The organism is Reyranella aquatilis (genome assembly GCF_020880995.1).
In the GTDB taxonomy this organism is placed as follows: Bacteria; Pseudomonadota; Alphaproteobacteria; order Reyranellales; family Reyranellaceae; genus Reyranella; species Reyranella aquatilis.
The window spans coordinates 91,220-109,156 of sequence record NZ_JAJISD010000011.1 but is presented as its reverse complement, the minus strand read 5'-3'; the positions used below and the strand labels follow the sequence as shown (position 1 = coordinate 109,156).

Annotated in this window: 20 protein-coding genes; 11 read left to right on the top strand and 9 right to left on the bottom strand. The window is 65.9% G+C overall.

All coding sequences use genetic code 11. The annotated features are described in order from the left end of the window. From LJ725_RS29240 to LJ725_RS22510, 7 genes are all read left to right on the top strand, one after another. Entirely contained in the window at positions 1-1,722 is a 1,722-nt protein-coding gene (locus LJ725_RS29240) for a sensor histidine kinase (protein ID WP_230553200.1), read from the top strand. Beyond that, a complete protein-coding gene (locus LJ725_RS22535) occupies positions 1,715-4,279 on the top strand; it encodes a response regulator (RefSeq protein ID WP_230553199.1) in 2,565 nt (854 codons plus the stop codon). The genes LJ725_RS29240 and LJ725_RS22535 overlap by 8 nt, the downstream gene beginning before the upstream one ends. A 102-nt stretch (positions 4,280-4,381) precedes the next feature. Continuing rightward, complete coding sequence (locus tag LJ725_RS22530; protein WP_230553198.1) at positions 4,382-4,531, top strand: hypothetical protein; 150 nt, start codon at positions 4,382-4,384, stop codon at positions 4,529-4,531. A 194-nt stretch (positions 4,532-4,725) separates the two neighbouring features. Continuing rightward, entirely contained in the window at positions 4,726-4,932 is a 207-nt protein-coding gene (locus LJ725_RS22525; RefSeq protein WP_230553323.1) for a CsbD family protein, read from the top strand. Between the two features lie 12 nt (positions 4,933-4,944). Further along, on the top strand, positions 4,945-5,535 hold the full coding sequence (locus LJ725_RS22520) for a hypothetical protein (RefSeq protein ID WP_230553197.1): 591 nt from the start codon (positions 4,945-4,947) through the stop codon (positions 5,533-5,535). Between the two features lie 111 nt (positions 5,536-5,646). Next, a complete protein-coding gene (locus LJ725_RS22515; protein WP_230553196.1) occupies positions 5,647-7,218 on the top strand; it encodes an ABC transporter substrate-binding protein in 1,572 nt (523 codons plus the stop codon). 146 nt (positions 7,219-7,364) lie between these two features. Continuing rightward, positions 7,365-7,634, top strand: coding sequence for a GNAT family N-acetyltransferase (locus LJ725_RS22510; RefSeq protein ID WP_230553195.1), 270 nt, complete (start codon positions 7,365-7,367; stop codon positions 7,632-7,634). Here the strand turns inward: LJ725_RS22510 and LJ725_RS22505 are convergent, their stop codons facing one another. Next, a complete protein-coding gene (locus LJ725_RS22505; RefSeq protein WP_230553194.1) occupies positions 7,635-8,030 on the bottom strand; it encodes a DUF2177 family protein in 396 nt (131 codons plus the stop codon). It abuts the gene before it with no gap. 14 nt (positions 8,031-8,044) lie between these two features. Beyond that, positions 8,045-8,182, bottom strand: coding sequence for a hypothetical protein (locus LJ725_RS22500; protein WP_230553193.1), 138 nt, complete (start codon positions 8,180-8,182; stop codon positions 8,045-8,047). A 153-nt stretch (positions 8,183-8,335) separates the two neighbouring features. On the opposite strand from LJ725_RS22500, the gene LJ725_RS22495 reads away from it, so the two are divergent. Beyond that, entirely contained in the window at positions 8,336-8,503 is a 168-nt protein-coding gene (locus tag LJ725_RS22495) for a DUF1328 domain-containing protein (RefSeq protein WP_230553192.1), read from the top strand. Between the two features lie 12 nt (positions 8,504-8,515). Here LJ725_RS22495 and LJ725_RS22490 read toward each other — a convergent pair whose 3' ends face one another. Beyond that, positions 8,516-9,418: a hypothetical protein gene (locus tag LJ725_RS22490; RefSeq protein ID WP_230553191.1), complete on the bottom strand. Its 903-nt coding sequence runs from the start codon at positions 9,416-9,418 to the stop codon at positions 8,516-8,518. Between the two features lie 102 nt (positions 9,419-9,520). Here LJ725_RS22490 and egtB point away from each other — a divergent pair, with 102 nt between their 5' ends. Next, complete coding sequence (egtB, locus tag LJ725_RS22485) at positions 9,521-10,705, top strand: ergothioneine biosynthesis protein EgtB (protein WP_230553190.1); 1,185 nt, start codon at positions 9,521-9,523, stop codon at positions 10,703-10,705. After that, on the top strand, positions 10,702-11,661 hold the full coding sequence (gene egtD / locus LJ725_RS22480) for an L-histidine N(alpha)-methyltransferase (protein ID WP_230553189.1): 960 nt from the start codon (positions 10,702-10,704) through the stop codon (positions 11,659-11,661). The genes egtB and egtD overlap by 4 nt, the downstream gene beginning before the upstream one ends. A gap of 223 nt (positions 11,662-11,884) precedes the next feature. Here egtD and LJ725_RS22475 read toward each other — a convergent pair whose 3' ends face one another. Both LJ725_RS22475 and LJ725_RS22470 read right to left on the bottom strand, forming a co-directional pair. Further along, the gene (locus LJ725_RS22475; RefSeq protein WP_230553188.1) at positions 11,885-13,012 is read right to left on the bottom strand and encodes an amidohydrolase/deacetylase family metallohydrolase; all 1,128 of its coding nucleotides are present in this window, start codon (positions 13,010-13,012) and stop codon (positions 11,885-11,887) included. Between the two features lie 25 nt (positions 13,013-13,037). Then, positions 13,038-14,249: a winged helix-turn-helix domain-containing protein gene (locus tag LJ725_RS22470; protein ID WP_230553187.1), complete on the bottom strand. Its 1,212-nt coding sequence runs from the start codon at positions 14,247-14,249 to the stop codon at positions 13,038-13,040. Positions 14,250-14,434: 185 nt separating this feature from the next. Between LJ725_RS22470 and LJ725_RS22465 the strand changes: the two genes are divergently transcribed. Next, complete coding sequence (locus LJ725_RS22465; RefSeq protein ID WP_230553322.1) at positions 14,435-14,830, top strand: VOC family protein; 396 nt, start codon at positions 14,435-14,437, stop codon at positions 14,828-14,830. Between the two features lie 2 nt (positions 14,831-14,832). Here LJ725_RS22465 and LJ725_RS22460 read toward each other — a convergent pair whose 3' ends face one another. From LJ725_RS22460 to LJ725_RS22445, 4 genes are all read right to left on the bottom strand, one after another. Then, entirely contained in the window at positions 14,833-15,888 is a 1,056-nt protein-coding gene (locus LJ725_RS22460; protein WP_230553186.1) for an SGNH/GDSL hydrolase family protein, read from the bottom strand. A 77-nt stretch (positions 15,889-15,965) separates the two neighbouring features. Continuing rightward, positions 15,966-16,226, bottom strand: coding sequence for a hypothetical protein (locus LJ725_RS22455; protein ID WP_230553185.1), 261 nt, complete (start codon positions 16,224-16,226; stop codon positions 15,966-15,968). Further along, the gene (locus LJ725_RS22450; protein ID WP_230553184.1) at positions 16,217-17,050 is read right to left on the bottom strand and encodes an aldo/keto reductase; all 834 of its coding nucleotides are present in this window, start codon (positions 17,048-17,050) and stop codon (positions 16,217-16,219) included. Before LJ725_RS22450 ends, LJ725_RS22455 begins: the two co-directional genes overlap by 10 nt. Beyond that, a complete protein-coding gene (locus LJ725_RS22445; RefSeq protein WP_230553183.1) occupies positions 17,047-17,937 on the bottom strand; it encodes a hypothetical protein in 891 nt (296 codons plus the stop codon). The genes LJ725_RS22450 and LJ725_RS22445 overlap by 4 nt, the downstream gene beginning before the upstream one ends.

The following is a 17,937-nucleotide window of genomic DNA, read 5'->3' as shown; positions in this document are numbered from 1 at the left end:
GTGGCGCGATGGTCGCTTCGCTCCAAGCTCGTCACGCTCGTTGCGCTGGCGTTGCTGCCCGTCCTCGGGCTGGCGGCTTGGCAGGCTGAGAAGGAGGAGGCAGCCGGCATTGACCGACGGGCGGCTGCCCTCGGGGCGGTCGCTGACATGTCCGTAGCCCGCTACAGCGGCCTTTTCGAAGCCTCGCAGAGGATGCTCGCGGCGGCATGTGCCGACGAATCGATCGAGAGAGCGGCCAGTGGCGAGGCCGCAGCCGCCGGCCGATGCGACGGCTATCTGACCCGGATTCTTGCCGCCTATCCCGATCAGTATTCCACGGCGTTGGTGACCGACGATCAGGGTGTCGCGCGTTGCGCGACCGCTCCGACGGCCATAGGCATGAGCTTCGGCGACCGCGACGTCTTCCAGAAGGTCCGATCGGCCAAGGGCTTCGTCGCCGGCGACACAATCGTGGGCCGCGTCGCCTCCCGGGCGATCGTCCCCATTGCGTTGCCGGTCATGCGGGATGGCGCCTTCAGGGGCATGTGTGTGGTCGGCATCACGCTCAAGGCGCTGGCCGAGACTGCCGCCCAGGTGGGAGGCCCTTCGGGCATCGGCGTGGCGGTGGTCGACCGATCCGGTGCGGCGATCGGCGGCGACCCGCAGTCGATGCGGCGCTTGCCGGTGCCGGCGCGGCTTGCGGAAGTGCTGATCGGCGGCCGGGTTGCCTTCTCGGACGTGGGGCAGGACGCGTCCTTCTACGAGTTCCGGGTGAGACCTGTCGGTGGTAGCGCGCTTTTTGTCGTGGTGTCGGCGCCGAGCAAGGAAGGTGCGGTACCCTTGTCCGCGGCCTGGGCCAATTTCCTCCTTATTGTACTAGCGGCGATCGTCGTCCTGCTGGTGATCTGGTTCGGAGCGGACCGCTGGTGCGTGCAGCCGCTGCGCTACATCCAGGACTTCGCCGACAAGGTGGCGCGGGGAGAGAATATCGTGCTGTCGCCGTCGCGGCCCTGGTCGCCGGAGATGGCTTCGGTGGCCGCCGGTGTGAGCGCGATGGCGGAAGCGATCGCCAGCCGCGAGGCCGCGCTGCGCGCGAATGTCGAGCAGCGCGACCACATGCTTCGTGAGATCCATCACAGGGTGAAGAACAATCTCCAGATGATTTCGAGTCTGCTCAACCTGCAGGCCGGAGAGATCAGGTCTCCGCGCATCCGGCGCTTCTTCGGCGACGCACAGAACCGCGTGCTCACCCTGTCGATCCTGCATCGCCACCTGTACGAGCGGTCGAGTTGGTCGCTGGTCGACTTCCAGCAATTCATCAGCGACTTGGTGCGGCAGATCTCGGTGGGCCGCATTCCCCAGGGCCGCCAGGCACCGCGGTATCATATCCGTGCGCCCATCATGGCGGTGGGCCCGGATACGGCGATCCCGATTGGCCTGATCGTGACCGAGGCCGTGAGCATCGCCCTCAGCCACGATTTCAGCCGGACGCCGATGCCCGAGATTCGCATCGAAACCAGCGAGCATGGTGAGGAAGTCCAGCTGGTGATCGAGGACAATGGCGTGGCGCGCGACATCGGGATGCCCGTGCCCGAGGGAAGGGGCGGTTTCGCTCTCACGCTGATCCGCGGCCTGGCGATGCAGCTTGGCGGCGAGGTCAGCATCGAGCGCAAGCCCGATGGCGGCAACCGGGTCGTGGTGACGTTCCCGACACCGGCGGCGGACGATCCGGCCAATGCCTAGCCTTTTGCGATCCGCCCGATCGACCGGCGTGATCGCGGGCATCACGCTGGCGGTGCTGATAGCGACCGGCCTCATGCTGGCCTTCACCCACTCCAAGTCCGCCGCCCGCCAGCAGCGGCTCGTCGTCGCGAACTACGAGACGATGGGGCTGATGCGCGAGATGGTGATCGCGGTGCAGGACGCCGAGATCGGCATCCGCGGCTTTCTCCTGACCGGCGACGTCACCAGCCTCGAACCCTACGAGCGCGCGCGGCTGCGCATCGAATCGAACATGCGATTGCTCGAGGACATGGTGGCGGGGGACCCCGACACGACGCGCCAGTTCCAGGAGTTCCGCAGCGTCACGGCGCAGAAGTTCGAACAGCTCAACGCGACGGTCAACGCCCATCAGGTCAACGGCCGCGAAGCCGCGCTGGCGCTCGATCGTACCGGCGCGGGGCGGGCGATGCTCGGTCAGGTCCGGCTGCTGGGTGATGCATTGGTCGAAGGGCAACGGCTCCTGCTGGCCAGGCGCGTGACGGCGCTTCGGTCGGAGCAGGAACAGGCCGATATCGCTGGGCTGCTCGTCATGGGCGGCGCCTTCGTCTGCCTGATCGTGGGCATCTACATCGTCGTGAGCAGTGCGACGCGGCTGGAGCGCAGCCAGGTTGCCCTGGCGGGGCGCTCGCAGCTGCTTCAGGCGACCCTGGAGAGCTTGCGCGATCCGATTTTCGCAATCGACGACGAGCATCGGGTGGTGGCCTGGAACGAGGCCTTCGCCGGGCTGGCCCAGTGGGAGCCGGGCAAGCAGGCGCCGCCGACCCTCGATCAGCTCCTGTCGGACCGCTCGCCCGCGACGCAGGCGCTGCTGCGGCCGCTCGATCTCGGTGCAGCGTCGTCCAACGGCTCCGCGGTCATCCGCGTCGCGCATGGCGGCCACGACTACGAGATCTATCGCGGCGAGATGTCGGGCGGCGGTGCCGTGGTGCGTTGCGTCGACATCACCGAGAAGCTGCATGACGAGGCGGCGCTCCGTCAGGGCCAGAAGATGGAGGCCACCGGGCAGCTCACCGGCGGCATGGCGCACGACTTCAACAACATCCTCCAGGTGATCCGGGCCAACCTCGACCTGCTGAAGGGGGAGGTCGGAGACAACGCCGCCATGGCCTCGCGCGTTCAGAGCGCGACGGCCGCGGCCGACCGTGGCGCGCGTCTGACCCAGCAGCTGCTTGCCTTCGCGCGCCGCCAGCCCCTGACTCCGCAGCCGACGAACGTGGCACGGCTGGTCGGCGACCTGACCGATCTGATGCGACACTCACTGGGCGAGCGCATCGCCATCGAGCTCAGGGTCGCCGACGATCCGTGGAACGCGAAGATCGATGCGGGCCAGCTCGAGAACGCGATCCTCAACCTGTCCATCAATGCGCGGGACGCCATGCCCGATGGAGGTACTGTCCGGGTCGAGGTTTCGAACGCCACGCTCGACCGCCGCTATGCCGCGCTGCATCGCGACGTCACCCCGGGGCCCTACGTGCTGGTGGATGTAAGCGACACGGGCACCGGCATGCCGCCCGAGGTCGCCGCCCAGGCATTCGATCCCTTTTTCACGACCAAGGGAGACGGCAAGGGCACTGGCCTGGGGCTCAGCATGGTCTACGGCTTCGTGCGCCAGTCGAACGGTCATATCCGCATCGACAGCGCGATCGGCCAGGGGACGAGCGTCAAACTCTATCTTCCGAAGACCGAAGATCCGGTTGCCGAGGAAAGATCCGATCAGGGCAGTGCGGTGAGCGGCACCGAGCGGATTTTGGTCGTCGAGGACAGCGAGGACGTCCGGCGTGCGGTGGTCGACATGCTAACGGGCTGGGGCTACCGGGTCGAGGCGGCGGAGGATCCCGATGTCGCGGCGGCCATCCTGGAGAAGGACCCGGCCTTCGACCTGCTATTCACTGACATCGTGATGCCCGGAACGATAACCGCGGTCGAACTGGCGCAGCTGGCGCAACGACTGCAGCCTGGTATCGGCGTTCTCCTGACGTCCGGCTTCGCCCGCGGGCTCATCCCCGACCACACCCGTTCCGGCTATCCGATGATCGCCAAGCCCTACAGCAGCGACGCCCTTTCGGCAAAGTTGCGCGGTGTCCTGGCCAACCGGCGTCCGGTGCCGCCACCGCCGCTCCGGTCGCCGTCCGAGGAGGCCGGTTCGTCACCGGAACCGCACCGGCCGCGGCGCGTGCTCTTCGTCGAGGACGAGGTTGTGCTGCGCATGTCCACGACGGACATGCTGGAAAGACTTGGCTGCTCGGTGTCCGGCGTCGGCAGCGGGGAGGCGGCGCTGGACCTTCTTGCCCGCGAACCGGGCTTCGACCTGCTGCTGACGGATGTCGGGCTGCCCGGCATGAGTGGCGAAGAACTCGCAGCAAAAGTGAGGGAAGAGTATCCCGCGCTGCCGGTCGTCATCGCCAGCGGCTACGGACGCTCGGGGACGCAGGCCGAGCGCACGCAGTTCATCTCGAAGCCCTATTCCTCGGTGGACCTTCAACAGGCCCTGGACCACGCCGTCCGAAGCGCTTCCTGAAGTTCTCCACCGGCCTACTCGACGAATCACGCGCGACTGCTGCAACCGGGCACGATTTTGCGGCGTTCATCTGGCGAGCGTGGGGCAATCGTGGAGGGAAAGATGAAGTCCAAGCAGGTGCCCGAAGCGTCGAACATGGTTACGCCGGACCAGTCCGATCACAGTCCGCTGGCTGGCGAGCTGATGGATCTCTACGCGGCGATGCTGATCGTGATTCCGGTCGCATTCCTCCTGAAATCCTTCTGGGTCTAGCCGACCGACCGCCCCGTCGGTCGGCCGGCAACCTCCGCCGGCCGGGGTCGTTATCAGCTCCCATCCAGGAGGACATTCACATGCGTTCACTCGCCATGCTCGCGGCCTGCGCGGGCCTCACCGCCGTTTCCCTGCCACTGGTCGCCAGCGCGCAGACGACGGGCCAGACCACGACCCAGAGCGATGCCAAGACGATCTGGGAAAAATTCAAGGGCAGCTGGGGCCAGACAAAGGGCGCCGTGAAGGAGCAGTGGGGGAAGCTCACGGATGACGACCTGCTCGCCATCGAGGGCCGGCGCGATCAACTCGTAGGCAAGATCCAGACTCGCTACGGCATCTCCAAGGAGGAAGCCGAGGTCCAGGTCGGCCAGTGGGAGCAGCGTCGCTTCCGCGACATGTAGGGAGTGCTCACCATGATCAGAGCCTTCATCCTCGCTACTCTGGCCAGCGGCGCCGCAATGGCCTCTGCAACCGCGTTCGCGCAGGCGCCCGGAACCGTTGGTGCTGGCGTGTCCGCGAACGGCCTGACGCAGTTCAAGGACGAGCGCACCGGCAAGGTTTGGACGCCGGAGAACGTCAGCAAGGACAATCAGACCCTGCAGCAGCAGGCGGCAACGCCCCAGACGCCCGCCGACAAGGCCTTCGACCCGAACAGCCAGACGGTCGGCACACAGGTCGTCGTTCAGCGTCCGAGGGGTAGCCTGATGGGTACCGTCCCCATCACCGCAGGCCCGACGGTGCCGGTGATGGTAATCGACAGCCCCTGGCTGCAGGCCGTTCCGCAGCAGAATTGGCTGTCCGTCCTCTACGTGACGAACAACAGCGCCAATGTGGTCGAAGGCGTGGTGGGCTGCACGTTCACGAACGGCGGCCGGCCGGTGCAGGACACGCGGGTCGTGCTGCAGCCGTCGGGGCCGGGTGAACGTTGGGGCTTCCCCGTCTACGGTCCGCCGGTCACCACTTTCGTGGATCGTGTGACCTGCAGGCCTCTCTCACCCGGCTGACCGTCCTCCGTTTCGACTGTCGCGGGCCGGCCTTCCGAAAGGAGGGCCGGCCCGTTTCGCTTACAGTGAAAGACGGCTACGGTGCGCGTCCGGGGCTTAAGGGAACCTGACATGCGTAACACTGTATTGGGACGTCGGACGGCACTGGCAGGCGGTGTCGCCCTGGCGAGTGCGTCGTTGATTCGGCCGCGCGAGGCGAGGGCGGCCAAGGGGCTGACGGTCGTCCTCGAGTCCGAGGTGACGATCCTCGACCCGCACGCGACCACAGCGGCCATCACGCGGACCTTCGGCACGCACGTCTTTGACACGCTCTTCGCCATGAACGACAAGGGCGAGATCAAGCCGCAGATGGTCGAGAGTTTCGACAGCAGTCCCGACAAGCTGACCTGGACCTTCGTGCTGCGCGACGGGCTGAAGTGGCACGACGGCAACCCGGTGACGGCCGAGGATTGCGTCGCGTCCCTCAAGCGCTGGTCGGTGCGCGATCCGCTGGGCAAGATGCTGATGGCGGATACCGAGACGCTGGAGGCCAGCAATCCCAAGACCATCAAGTTCGTCCTGAAGCAGCCGTTTCCTCTCTTGCTGGACGTGCTGGGCAAGCCCAACGCGCCGCTTCCGGTGATGATGCCTGCCCGCCTGGCCGCAACGCCAGCCGACCAGCGCATTCCCGAGCCCATCGGCTCGGGCCCGTTCCGCTTCGTCAAGGACCAGTGGCGGCCCGGCAATGCCATGATCCTGGAGCGCAATGCCGCTTATGTGCCGCGCAGGGAGGCCCCGGATTTCCTGACGGGCGGCAAGAACGTGAAGATCGACCAGCTCACCTTGCGCGTGATGCCCGACCAGTCGACCGGCGCCAACGCGCTGATCGCCGGCGAGATCGATTACATGCAATACCTGCCGTTCGACATGCTGCCGGTCCTCGAGAAGGAGAAGAGCGTCAAGCTGCTGGGCCTGGGAGGCATACACCAGTTCCAGGGCAACTTCCGCCTGAACCATGCCTTCCCGCCGTTCGACAATCCGGCGGTGCGCAAGGTGATGTGGAAGCTGGTCGATCAGAACGCGACGCTCACTGCCATCGGCGTCCCCGACAAGTACCAGACCAAGGACTGCCCCTCCTTCTGGATGTGCGGCACGCCGCTCAGCACGGATGCCGGCGCCGGCGGGGCCAAGTTGGACCTGGCGGCGGCGCGCGCAGAGCTCAAGGCCGCCGGCTACAAGAACGAGCCGGTGATTGTGCTCGAGGTCGCCGGCTCGATCAGCCAGACCGCATCGCGCGTCCTGGTGCAGAACATGAAGGACGTCGGCTTCAACGTGGAGCAGCAGCCGCGCGACTGGCCAACTGTGCTCGCGCGCCGCGCCAAGAAGGACGGCTGGTCGATGTTCCCGGTCTACTCCAACGGCACGGACATGTACTCGCCGCTCACGCACTTCTATGTGGCCGCGACCTGCAACGACTTCCCCGGCTGGTCCTGCGACAACCGAATTCCCGAGCTGCTGAAATCCTACACGCGGGCGAGCACGCTGGAGGAGCGCAAGAAGATCGCGACGGAGATCCAGGTCATCGCGTATGAACTCGTGCCCTCGCTCATGTGGGGCCAGTTCACCATCCCGGCGGGCTTCCGCTCGGATCTGAAAGGACTGATCCAGTCGTCCTATCCCATGTTCTGGGAAGTCGACCGGTAGGCAACCTGACATGCGACCCGGCGTTACCCGCCAACGGGACCGGAGGGTGTCCGTCGGCCCTTCAACGCCGGGTCGTTTTGTGGATGACCGCCGCATGGCAGACCGGGAGCGCGATGCCCGGCTCCTGCTCGCCATTAGGAGAGGGAATGAGCGTCACTCATAACGCTGCCGAGAGCCGCTACGAGATGAAGGCGGATCATGGTCTCGCTATTGCGGTCTATCGCCAGCAGGGCGATGCGCGCATCTTCACCCATACCGAGGTTCCGCCCGAGGATGAGGGCAAGGGGTTGGGGGCCAAGCTGGTTAGGGCGGCACTCGACGATACCCGCAAGCAGGGTTTCAAGATCTTACCGGCCTGTAGCTTCGTCGTGGCCTACCTGCGCCGCCACCCCGAGTTCGACGACAGCCGGTCCTGATCAGGGCCTGACGACGAGATAGGTCACGAGCGTCGTCACGGCCGTCGCTACCGTACCCCATGCAAGGTCGACGGCGCTGACCGCCATCGGCCACCCGCGCAGGGTCGCCAGGTTGGTGATGTCGTAGGCTGCGTAGACGCAGAAGCCGAACAGCCCGCCATAAAGCAAGGCGCTGGTCCAGGTGCCCGCACTCAAGGCCGGGGGGACGGCAAAGACTGCGATGCCGGCAGCGTGAATCAGATAGAAGAGAATGGCGACGCTCCAGATCGGCTGATCGAGGAGCATGTGGCCGAGGCGCGCCTTGTAGAATTCGCGACTGACGACCCCCAGCCAGATTCCATCGACGATGGCCAGCACGACGAGCGCCACGAGATAGCTGACCGCCAGTGTTTTCATGGCACCAGTCTAGCCTATCCGTGCGGGATAATCAGGTACCAGGCGAGCGCCATCGCGGCGATGGCGCCGATCGAGGATAGGGCCAGAACGAGAAAGACGCGTCCGGTGACGACGCCGCTGCGGGCTTCGGTAGGGGTGACTTCGGGCGCCATGGTCATCTCCAGCGTGTACGGATACGGGCGAGGGCGACACCTCGTTGATCGCTTCACCAACGACATTCGGCGCAGCGGGGTTGCCCGCTGGAACCGAGGCTCTCTTTCCCGCGTTAGCTGCACGACAACTGCCAATGCCGAAGGAGCGCACACATGTTGTATTGGGCCCTGATGTTTCTCGTGATTGCCCTGGTGGCCGGAATCTTTGGCTTCGGCGGCATCGCCTCCACCGCGACCGGCATCGCGCAGATCCTGTTCGTGATCGCGCTGGTCCTCTTCGTCGTCAGCCTGCTGACGGGTTTCGTCCGCCGCAATTCCTAGGCGGCGCGCCTCTCAGGAGGCGAAGTGTTGGCGGAGCAGGGAACGGGCTTCGTTCCCTGCGTCGCGATCCCAGCAATTGATGATGGCCACACGGAAGCCGCCGGGGGGCATGGCATGGCGATCCGGCGCGATCTCTTCGTGAAAGGTAATCTGGACGCTCGATATGGCCGGCATGCACTCGACCCTCCGCAGCAGCGCCTGAGGCGGATGCCGGTAGCGCCCGCCATGCGGCATGAAGAGGACGACGCTGAAGCCGGTCCGTCGTTCGCGATCCGCGAAGTTCCACTGGCCGTTCCGGTAGAGCTCCACCAGCGCATCGACCCAGCCCTCACCGTAGAGATCGGGCCATTGGTCGGCGAAGCGCAGATGCACTTCGATGATGCGTCCGCCGATCGTCTCGAGGTTGGCCATGCCGCTGTAACCGGACAGATGTTGCCGGCACCAGTCGCCGGCCCAGTCTTCCACGCCCGGCTCCGACAGCGCGCCGATCTCCCAGTAGTCGAAGGTACCGTCGCCCGACGAGATACCGCGCGCGTGCCGCCACCAGCGCGGCACGCCGTCAACCAGCGCCACGTCGCTGCTGATGTGATCGCCTTCGAGCAACGGCATCCACATATGCCCCGGCTGGTACGCGGCTTCGTAGTCCTGTGACGATCGTAGAGTGCGGCTGCCCACGCCCATGCCCTTGAGGTTGTAGATGGGCTTGGAGAAGACGGGATAGGCGGAGGGTGCGATGCCATGCGGCGCAGCGTCGAGCCCCTGGCGGCACGCCACCGCGAGCTTGTCGTAGACCCAGCGATAATCGGGGTTCCAGAGCCACGCGTCCGAGTCCTCAGTCGGTATGAATACGTCGGCCGGACACACCACTCTCTCGAAATATTGTTTGCGCCAGGGGTCGATCTCGCAAATCGGCACTTGCTTGCCTCATGGAGACGGGCGGACCTTCACAGGGTGACCGCGGGGCGCCGACCTTGCAACCGATCCACGCGGCACCACGTTAGGCCGTGCGGAGGTCCAGTGCCCAATCTCACGTTGCCGTCCGTGCTGGCGCACGGCCTCGATCGGTTCCAGACAGTACGTTCGCGCACCGAGGAACTCGCCGCACCCTTGTCGGCCGAGGACCAGACGGTGCAGTCGATGCCCGATGCCAGCCCGACCAAATGGCATCTCGCGCACACGACATGGTTTTTCGAGACCTTCGTCCTGCGCCCGCACGCGACGGGTTACCGGCCATTCGATCCGGCCTTCGATTATCTCTTCAATTCTTACTACGAGGCCGTCGGCCCGCGACATCCTCGGCCGCAACGTGGGATGATCACCCGGCCGGGTGTTGAGGAGGTGATGGCCTATCGCCGGCACGTCACCGGCGCCATGCTGGAATTCCTCGCGGGTGAGCATGACGCTCATGGACTGATCGAACTCGGCCTGCAACACGAACAGCAGCATCAGGAACTGATCCTGATGGACATCAAGCATGCGCTGTCCATGAACCCTCTGCGGCCAGCCTATCGTCCGGCGAAGCCGCCGGACTTGCGGGCGGCTGAACCGCTGGCCTGGCGCGAGTTCGAAGGCGGGTTGGTGGAGATCGGCTATGACGGTCGAGGCTTCGCCTTCGACAACGAAGGGCCGCGTCATCGCTGCTGGCTGGATTCCTTTGCCATCGCGATGCGCCCCGTGAACTGCGGCGAGTATCTCGCCTTCATGAAAGAGGGCGGCTATCGCCGCGCCGAGTTCTGGCTGTCGGCCGGATGGGATTGCGTCAACCGTAATGGCTGGGAAGCGCCGCTCTACTGGGAGCAGAAGGACGGCGCCTGGTGCGTCTTCACCCTGTCGGGACTGGAGCCGGTCGATCCCGCGCGTCCGGTCTGTCACGTCAGCGCCTTCGAGGCGGCGGCCTTCGCCAAGTGGGCAGGCAAGCGGCTGCCACGCGAGGCCGAATGGGAGACCGCGGCCGATGCCCTGCCAGAATGCGGCGCAGTCTGGGAATGGACCGCCAGCCCCTACGTCGCCTATCCGGGTTATCGCGAGCCGCCCGGCGCGATCGGCGAATACAACGGCAAGTTCATGGCCAGCCAGATGGTGCTGCGCGGCGGCTGCAGCGCCACGCCCGAGGGGCATGTCCGGCCAACCTATCGCAACTTCTTCCCGCCCGACGCGCGCTGGATGTTCGGGGGAATTCGTCTGGCGGAGGACCTTCGATGAACGTGCCGCTTTTCGCACTCGACGACCGCATGCTGGCCGATCGCGAGGACTTTCGCCGCGCCGTTCTGACGGGTCTGGGTCGCGTGCCGCGCGCCATACCGGCGAAGTATCTCTACGATGCCCGCGGATCGGCCCTGTTCGACGAGATCTGCGACTTGCCCGAGTACTATCCGACGCGGACCGAGGCGGCGATTCTTCGCGAGTGCGCGGACGAGATCGCCCGGCTTGCCGGCCCGGGATGTGCACTGGTGGAGTACGGCAGCGGCTCCAGCGTCAAGACACGCATCCTGCTCGATGCGATGCGCGACCTGCACGCCTATGTGCCGATCGACATATCGCGGGAACATCTCGATGCGACGGCGGCTCGCCTGCGCAAGGATTATCCGGGACTTCGGGTCGATCCGGTGACCGGCGACTACATGCAACTCGCTTCGTTGCCGCCGGCGATCGACGGTGGCCGGCGGATCGGCTTCTTCCCCGGATCGACCATCGGCAACCTGATGCCGGAGGAGGCGGTACAGTTCCTCAGGCGCGCGCGTCGCGTCCTGAGGGGCGACGGCGCCTTGGTGCTCGGAGTGGATCTCAGGAAGGATCCGAAACGGCTGCACGACGCCTACAACGACTCCGCCGGCGTCACTGCCCGATTCACCCTCAACCTGCTGCGGCGCATGAACCGGGAACTGGATGCCACCTTCGACCTCTCCGCCTTCTCCCACGACGCGTTCTATAACGAGGCCGAGGGACGGATCGAGATCTATGCCCGCAGCCTGCGGTACCAGTCCGTGAGGGTGGCGGGCCAACGCTTCGCCTTCACCAAGGGCGAACGCATCCACACCGAGTATTCATACAAGTACGATGAGGCGGGTATCGCTGCCTTGGCGGATCAGGGAGGGTTCGCCATCCAGGCCCTCTGGAAGGATCCTGACGACCTCTTCGCGGTCGCGTTGCTGCGCTAGAGCCCGCAAACAGGCAGCCCGCCCCTGACGGATCAGGAGCGGGCTTGGAGTAGGGCCAGACGGGGAGAGAGGCACTGCTGAGCGGGGGCAGAGGCAGCGCCAGTTATCCGGCCATGAAAATTGAACGCCGTCGCCCGGCGAAAGTTGCAAGCCGCCGGGAAAGAATTTTGTCGGCAGTTAAGTCCTTGATTTCCTTGAAAATCAGGGAGCGTCGCCGAGCCGTTCAGGTGGGATGCCACCATCGACCGCCCAGCACGACGCCGGCCGACAGGAGCCGCTTGTCGCCGATCAGTGTTTCGCCGATCGAATCGGCATAGTCGAAGCGGCCGGTCGCCTGATCGATGACCGTGGCGTCGCCCACGGCACCGACCTTCAGGGTCCCGAGTTCCGGCCGCTTGATCGCGGCCGCGGCATTCACGGTCGCGAGCTTGATGACAGTCGCCAGATCGACACCTAGGCACAGGAACTTCGACATGGTCGTCAGCAGGTCGAAGGCCGGGCCCTCGATCGAGATCGCGTGCACGTCGGACGAGATCACGTCGGGCAGGAAGCCGCCCGCCAGCATCTTGCGCGTCGTGCCGAAGCCGAAAGAGCCGCCACCATGGCCGATGTCGAAAATGACGCCACGCGCGCGCGCCGCGAGGATCTCCTCACGCACATCCCCGCCGGGTGTGACCGGGGCGTTGGGGAAGGGGCGAAAGCAATGTGTGAGAATGTCGCCTGGACGCAGGCGGCTCACGACCTCGAGACGCGACGGCGGCGGCGAGTCGAGATGCGCCATCAGCGGCAGCCCGGTCTCCTCGGCGACGTCGAGGGCGATGTCGAGCGGCATGATCCCTGAATCGCCGCTCGCCGACTTGCCGACGCGCACCTTCACGCCGAGCACGAGGTCCTTGTGCTCGCGCGCCACGCGCACGGCCTCGCGCGCGTTGAGCAGCCTCATGTCTGCCGCTTCCCCCACCATCACCGTCTTGGAGAAGGCGAAGATGCCCGGGAAGGAGATGTTGAGGAACGGCAGGATGCGGACCGGCGAGGTCTCGATCACGTGCCGGCGGAAGCCATGGAAGTTGCCGGGCCCGGCACTCCCGGCATCGATGAACGTCGTGACGCCGCCGGTGCGGGCGACCAGTTCGGCTTCGACACCGAGCGAGGTGCCGCCCCAGTAGACATGCGTGTGCAGGTCGATCAGGCCGGGGGAGACGATCCTGCCGGAGACGTCGCGCGTGTCCTTGCCCGCGAGGCCGTCTCCAATGGCGGCGACCGTGTCGCCGGCGAATGCGATGTCGGTCACCCGGTCGATCCCCTGCGAGGGATCGATCACGCGGCCCCCCTTGAGCACCAGATCGTTCATTTGCGTTTCTTCCTTCCGACGCGTGTCACTTCTTCATCCTAGCCCACTCGCGGCCCAATGCCCCGGCGGTCGGCAATTCCAGCCCGTCTAGTCCGAGCCAGTCGGCCATCAGCCGGAGTTCCTCGCGCATCGGCGCCGCGACCTCACGCGCCTCGATCCCCTGTTCGAGATGGGCGGCCGGCACCACCAGTTTCGAGCGGGCGCGGTCGGATTTCAGGTCGACGCGGCCGACCAGCCGGTCGTCCAGCAGGAAGGGCAGCACGTAGTAGCCGTGCTTGCGCTTGGCGACGGGCGTGTAGATTTCGATGCGATAGAAGAAGTCGAAGATCCGCTCGGTACGGTCGCGCTCCCAGATCAGCGGGTCGAAGGGCGCCAGCAGCGCCCGCGCCTCGATGCGCCGCGGTTGACGTGCCGTGGGGTCGAGATAGGCGGGTCGGTTCCAGCCTTCGACCTCGACCGGCAGCAGGTCGCCCGCCTCGACGAGTTCAGCGAGCCGGGCCTTCGTATCGGCGACGGGCAGCCTGAAATAGTCGCGCAGGTCGAATTCGGTGGCGACTCCCAGAGCGCGGGCTGCGATGCGCAGCAGCTCGCGCTGCGCTTCCTCGGGCGACGGCGTGGGCAGAGCCTGGATCTCCGCCGGCAGGACGCGTTCGGTGAGGTCGTAGACCCGCTCGAAGGTGCCGCGCCGCGTCGCCGTGGTGACGACGCCGGCAAAGAAGAGCCATTCGAGCGCGAGCTTGCCGTCGTTCCATCCCCACCAGGGCCCGCGCCGGGGCCCGCCATCGGCAAGCTCGGAGGCTGCGATCGCTCCGCGGTCCTCGACCTCGCGGCGGACCTCCTCGATGTACGCGGCCTTCTCTCGGCCGAACCTCTGCAGGCTGCCCTTGCTGGCGCCCTCGGCGGCGCGCGCCATGCGCCAGCGCAGCAGCGGCTGCGAGGCGAGCGGAAGCAGCGACGCTTCGTGCGCCCAGAACTCGAACAGCCCGCGACGGCTCTTGCGGCCCCAGGCGAGGCCGTCGAGTTGCGCGCTGTCGTAGTTTCCGAGCCGTGAGAAGAGCGGCAGATAGTGCGCCCGAGCGAGCACGTTGACGGAGTCGATCTGCAGCAGGCCGAGCCGGTCGATGACACGCTTAAGATGCCCGAGATTGCCGGAGCCATCGGGCCGCTGGCTGCCGAACCCCTGTCCCGCCAGTGCGATGCGCCGCGCCGCGGCCGCCGAAACTCTCTGACGCTTCACGGAGCTGCCTCTAATGCTTGGACACCGGTTTACCGAGTCCGGCCGGCGTCTCCTACTGCTTCGTGGCGAAGGTTATCAACCGGCCGCGCGAGCGGTGCCAGCCATGCCAGCACGCGCGGTTCGACGGCGAGCAACGGCGGAGCGCCGGGGGCGTTTACGGCGGCTCTGGAATGGGAGGGCAGGTTATGAATATTCATCGCGGCCGGCTGATCGATCACCTCCACCTGAAAGTAAACGATCTCGATGCGTCCAAGCGCTTCTACAAGGCGGCGCTCGCGGCCCTCGAAATTCCCCTCGTCGAGGGGGACGGTCACTTCTTTGCCGATGAGTTGTGGGTCGATGTCGGTCCCGCGATCGCTCACGTGCACTTCGCCTTCCAGGCGAAGGACCGCGCCATGGTCGATCGCTTCCATGCAGCGGTTCTTGCGGCCGGCGGGCGGGACAACGGCGCGCCAGGGGAGCGGCACTACCATCCGGGCTACTACGCGGCTTTTGCGCTTGATCCCGACGGCAACAATGTCGAAGCGGTGTATCACGGGCCGCACGAGCGCTCTGCCGCCAGCGTCCGCATCGCCTGGTAGGTTCAGTTCGGCTTGACCATCGCCTTCAGTGCCTGCTCGTCGATGAACTTGGCCAGCAGCTCGGCACCGAGCGCCGACCAGTGCGCGCCGGTGGGCGAGAAGAGGTCCGCCTTGTTGCCCTTGTAGCTGTTGACCAGGTCCATGGAGTCGATCACGGGCACGCCCATCTCGCGCGCCACGGCGGCCCCCTCGCGGGAGTACCGCAGCAGTAGCCGGTTCTGCCCGATCTCGTGGATGCCGCCCATGATCACGTACAGCGGCTTGGCGCCGTTCTTGCGGATCAGGTCGATGAATTCGCGCAGGGTGCGGTTGAAGTTTTCCCGGATCTCCGGAACGATCGGATACTCCGGCACCGGCGCGGGGTTGGGCGGCGGGGCGAACAGGTTCAGGTACTCGAAGTAGCGCACGATCATCGAGTTGCGCTTCAGCCAGCGCGATTGGTCGAGGTTGGTCGCGAACAGTCCGTGCCGGCCGGCATCGACCGCCTCCTTGAGGCTGATGCCTTCCTCGGCGAGGTGGCCGGCGTTGGCTTCCTCGTTGAGGCCCGAATAGATGATCACGACGTCGGGCTTCAGTCGCGGCAGGTCGCGCTTGGCGCGGGCCAGTTCCTGGCCGATCGACCAGACGATCGCTCCGGCATTGAGGACCTGCGACTTCGGACCGGCGTACTTCCGCAGCTCTTCCTGCAGGCGGATCGGCCAGGCCTGGTCGGTTTCGAGGTTGAAGCAGAAGGTGGTCGAGCCGCCATAGGCGATCACGCGGATCGAATTCGGCGGCTTGGGCTCGAACACGTCCTCCTTGTTGCGGAAGCCGTAGTTGTTCGTCTCGGAGTTCGAGTTGTAGGCGTTGGTCGAATGGATGGCGCCCAGCTCGGCATCGTAGCTCCACAGGCCGTAGGTCTTGCCCGGCACGCCATACTTGAAGTGCATCACCGCGTAACCGGCGCCTTCGATCGCCAGGACGATTGCGACGGGAAATCCGACGATCAGAATCAGGCTGAAGAGTATCTTCTTCCAGAGGGGCAAGTTGGCTGTCGTCGTCTTCGCCGTCTGCGTCATGCGCTTCGTCCCCACGCTCCCCCGATGCGTCGAGACTATCGGTTAGCGGCTGCCGGCATTCAACAAGCGATGCCGCGCTACTTGCCCTCGATCCGTTTCAGCGCCTTCTCCACCGCCTCGGCCTGCCGGTTGGAGACGTGTCCGTTGGCCTTGAACTCGAGAACGACCTTTTTCAGGAACGCACTGCGTTCGGTGTGAAGCTCGGCCCGCTTCATGAGGGCCTCGTGAATATGGGCAGGGCCGCGGGCGCGGGCATCGCGTCGCAGGCGAAACATCCGAACGACGATCGCGACGACCAGCGCCGTGACGATGACAATGAGAATTTCCGTCAGCTGCATGATTTCCAGGCGGCCACGTTGGCGGTGAGATGGTCGGCCCCGAACATCGAGCAGACGAGCGCCTCGCAGCGGCACGCGTCCCCGAGTGCGGGCAGAAGGGCGGCCAGGCTGGTCAACGGCGCGTCCGTCTCTTGCTGACGGCGCATGAAGCCGAAGGGCGAATGGGCAATGAACCGGACGCCGCGCCATTCCCGCGGCAGGTCGAGCAACGTCTGGCTGACGGGGACCTGCACGATCGCGTCGGCGAGCAGGCCCTCCGCGGCCAAATGTTCGAGTCCCCGCAGAAGATCGCCCTCCACCGAGAAGCCGAAGCGGCGGATCGTGCCGGCGCGCTGAAGATCCCTGAACCAGGCGCCGACTTCCTGCAGCCCCGGCCGGTCGGGCATGTAGTTGTGAAGCAGCAGATCGTCGATGTAGGAGACGCCCAGTTCGGCGAGGCTCGTCTTCAGGCTGCCGGCCAGACTCTCGATCTCGTAGGTCCGGACCGGCTGGAAGCTTCCCGAGCTGGCAACGCGGCGCACCTGCGCCTTGAGCCCGGGCGCAAAGGCAAGCAGCGACCGTGCAACGGACTTCGCGAGACCAAGCAAGGGCGTGTTGCGCACCGGCAGGATGCCGCACTTGGTGACGATGCGAAGGTTTTGGCGGCGATGGCCGCGCAGTGCCATGCCGACGACGCGCTCGGCCTCGCCCCAGCCGTAGGACCGGGCGGTGTCGAAATGACGGACGCCCGCGGCGAGCGCGCGTTCGAGCGCGGCGGTGCCGGCACGCCGGGAGACCCGTCCCATGATGGCGGCGGTGCCGAAGCCGAGGGCCGGGATGGTCATTGGTAGCGCAACTGCAGCATCAGCCGGTCGCCGTCTTCCGGCGGCAGCGCCTTGTGATAGCAGGACGCATCTTCGAGGAAGCCGAAGCCCGCCGGACCCTCCAGGGTGCGCTCCGATTCGGGCCCATAGGTTCGAAGCGCCTCGACATCGTCGAGGCGCGCACCGCCCAGCAGGTGGCTCGGGCGCTTGTGCCGGCTGCTGGCCGCGATCAACGCATGCGCCCCATTCCGCGCGGTCGTGTCGAGCAAATAGAAGTTCGCGTACATGAAGTTGAAGCCGTCGACATCGTAGTGATAGTCGATGGTTTGGGAGGCCTGCCGTCTCTGCGCGGCGGAAAGCTGATTGGCCAGGCTCCAGAAGAGCCAGCTCGATACCTGTCGCGGCCGGTAGCCCAGGAACAGCGACGCGGCTTCGTAGAGATAGGCGTCGCCGGCGATCACACGCACCAGCTCCAGCCTCGACGAGTCCTGCACCGTCACAATCGCGAACTTGCCCCGCGATTCGGAGAGCGTGGTGTAGGTGCCGACCGGCTTGTCGTTGACGTGAAGAGGCAGGCTCCGTGCCTGTTCCTGCAAGGTGGCCACGGCTGCACCATCGAGACGTGGCCCCAGCGAGTAGGACTGGCGCTGCATCTCCTCGACCTGCTCGGCGGCGCGCCGCGACGACAGGACATGATCGCAGCGAACGACGTCGATCGTCCCATGGGTCGGCTTGTAGAGATCGCCGATCCGCAGCGGCGTGGTCGGGACGATCACGTCCTTCAGGCGGTTGAGAGCCGAATAGGTGTCACGCACGGTCGCAAACCGGCCCAGAGCATAGTGGGGTTCGCGCACCACTTTGCCCGCCAGACGCCTGACGCGGTCGAACTGTGAGCCGAAACCTGCCAT

Coding starts and splice junctions, on each gene's coding strand:
- LJ725_RS22535 (WP_230553199.1), top strand. CDS start 1,715: ATGCCTAGCCTTTTGCGATCCGCCCGATCGACCGGCGTGATCGCGGGC.
- LJ725_RS22530 (WP_230553198.1), top strand. CDS start 4,382: ATGAAGTCCAAGCAGGTGCCCGAAGCGTCGAACATGGTTACGCCGGAC.
- LJ725_RS22520 (WP_230553197.1), top strand. CDS start 4,945: ATGATCAGAGCCTTCATCCTCGCTACTCTGGCCAGCGGCGCCGCAATG.
- LJ725_RS22515 (WP_230553196.1), top strand. CDS start 5,647: ATGCGTAACACTGTATTGGGACGTCGGACGGCACTGGCAGGCGGTGTC.
- LJ725_RS22510 (WP_230553195.1), top strand. CDS start 7,365: ATGAGCGTCACTCATAACGCTGCCGAGAGCCGCTACGAGATGAAGGCG.
- LJ725_RS22505 (WP_230553194.1), bottom strand. CDS start 8,030: ATGAAAACACTGGCGGTCAGCTATCTCGTGGCGCTCGTCGTGCTGGCC.
- LJ725_RS22500 (WP_230553193.1), bottom strand. CDS start 8,182: ATGGCGCCCGAAGTCACCCCTACCGAAGCCCGCAGCGGCGTCGTCACC.
- LJ725_RS22495 (WP_230553192.1), top strand. CDS start 8,336: ATGTTGTATTGGGCCCTGATGTTTCTCGTGATTGCCCTGGTGGCCGGA.
- egtD (WP_230553189.1), top strand. CDS start 10,702: ATGAACGTGCCGCTTTTCGCACTCGACGACCGCATGCTGGCCGATCGC.
- LJ725_RS22475 (WP_230553188.1), bottom strand. CDS start 13,012: ATGAACGATCTGGTGCTCAAGGGGGGCCGCGTGATCGATCCCTCGCAG.
- LJ725_RS22465 (WP_230553322.1), top strand. CDS start 14,435: ATGAATATTCATCGCGGCCGGCTGATCGATCACCTCCACCTGAAAGTA.
- LJ725_RS22460 (WP_230553186.1), bottom strand. CDS start 15,888: ATGACGCAGACGGCGAAGACGACGACAGCCAACTTGCCCCTCTGGAAG.
- LJ725_RS22455 (WP_230553185.1), bottom strand. CDS start 16,226: ATGCAGCTGACGGAAATTCTCATTGTCATCGTCACGGCGCTGGTCGTC.
- LJ725_RS22450 (WP_230553184.1), bottom strand. CDS start 17,050: ATGACCATCCCGGCCCTCGGCTTCGGCACCGCCGCCATCATGGGACGG.
- LJ725_RS22445 (WP_230553183.1), bottom strand. CDS start 17,937: ATGGCAGGTTTCGGCTCACAGTTCGACCGCGTCAGGCGTCTGGCGGGC.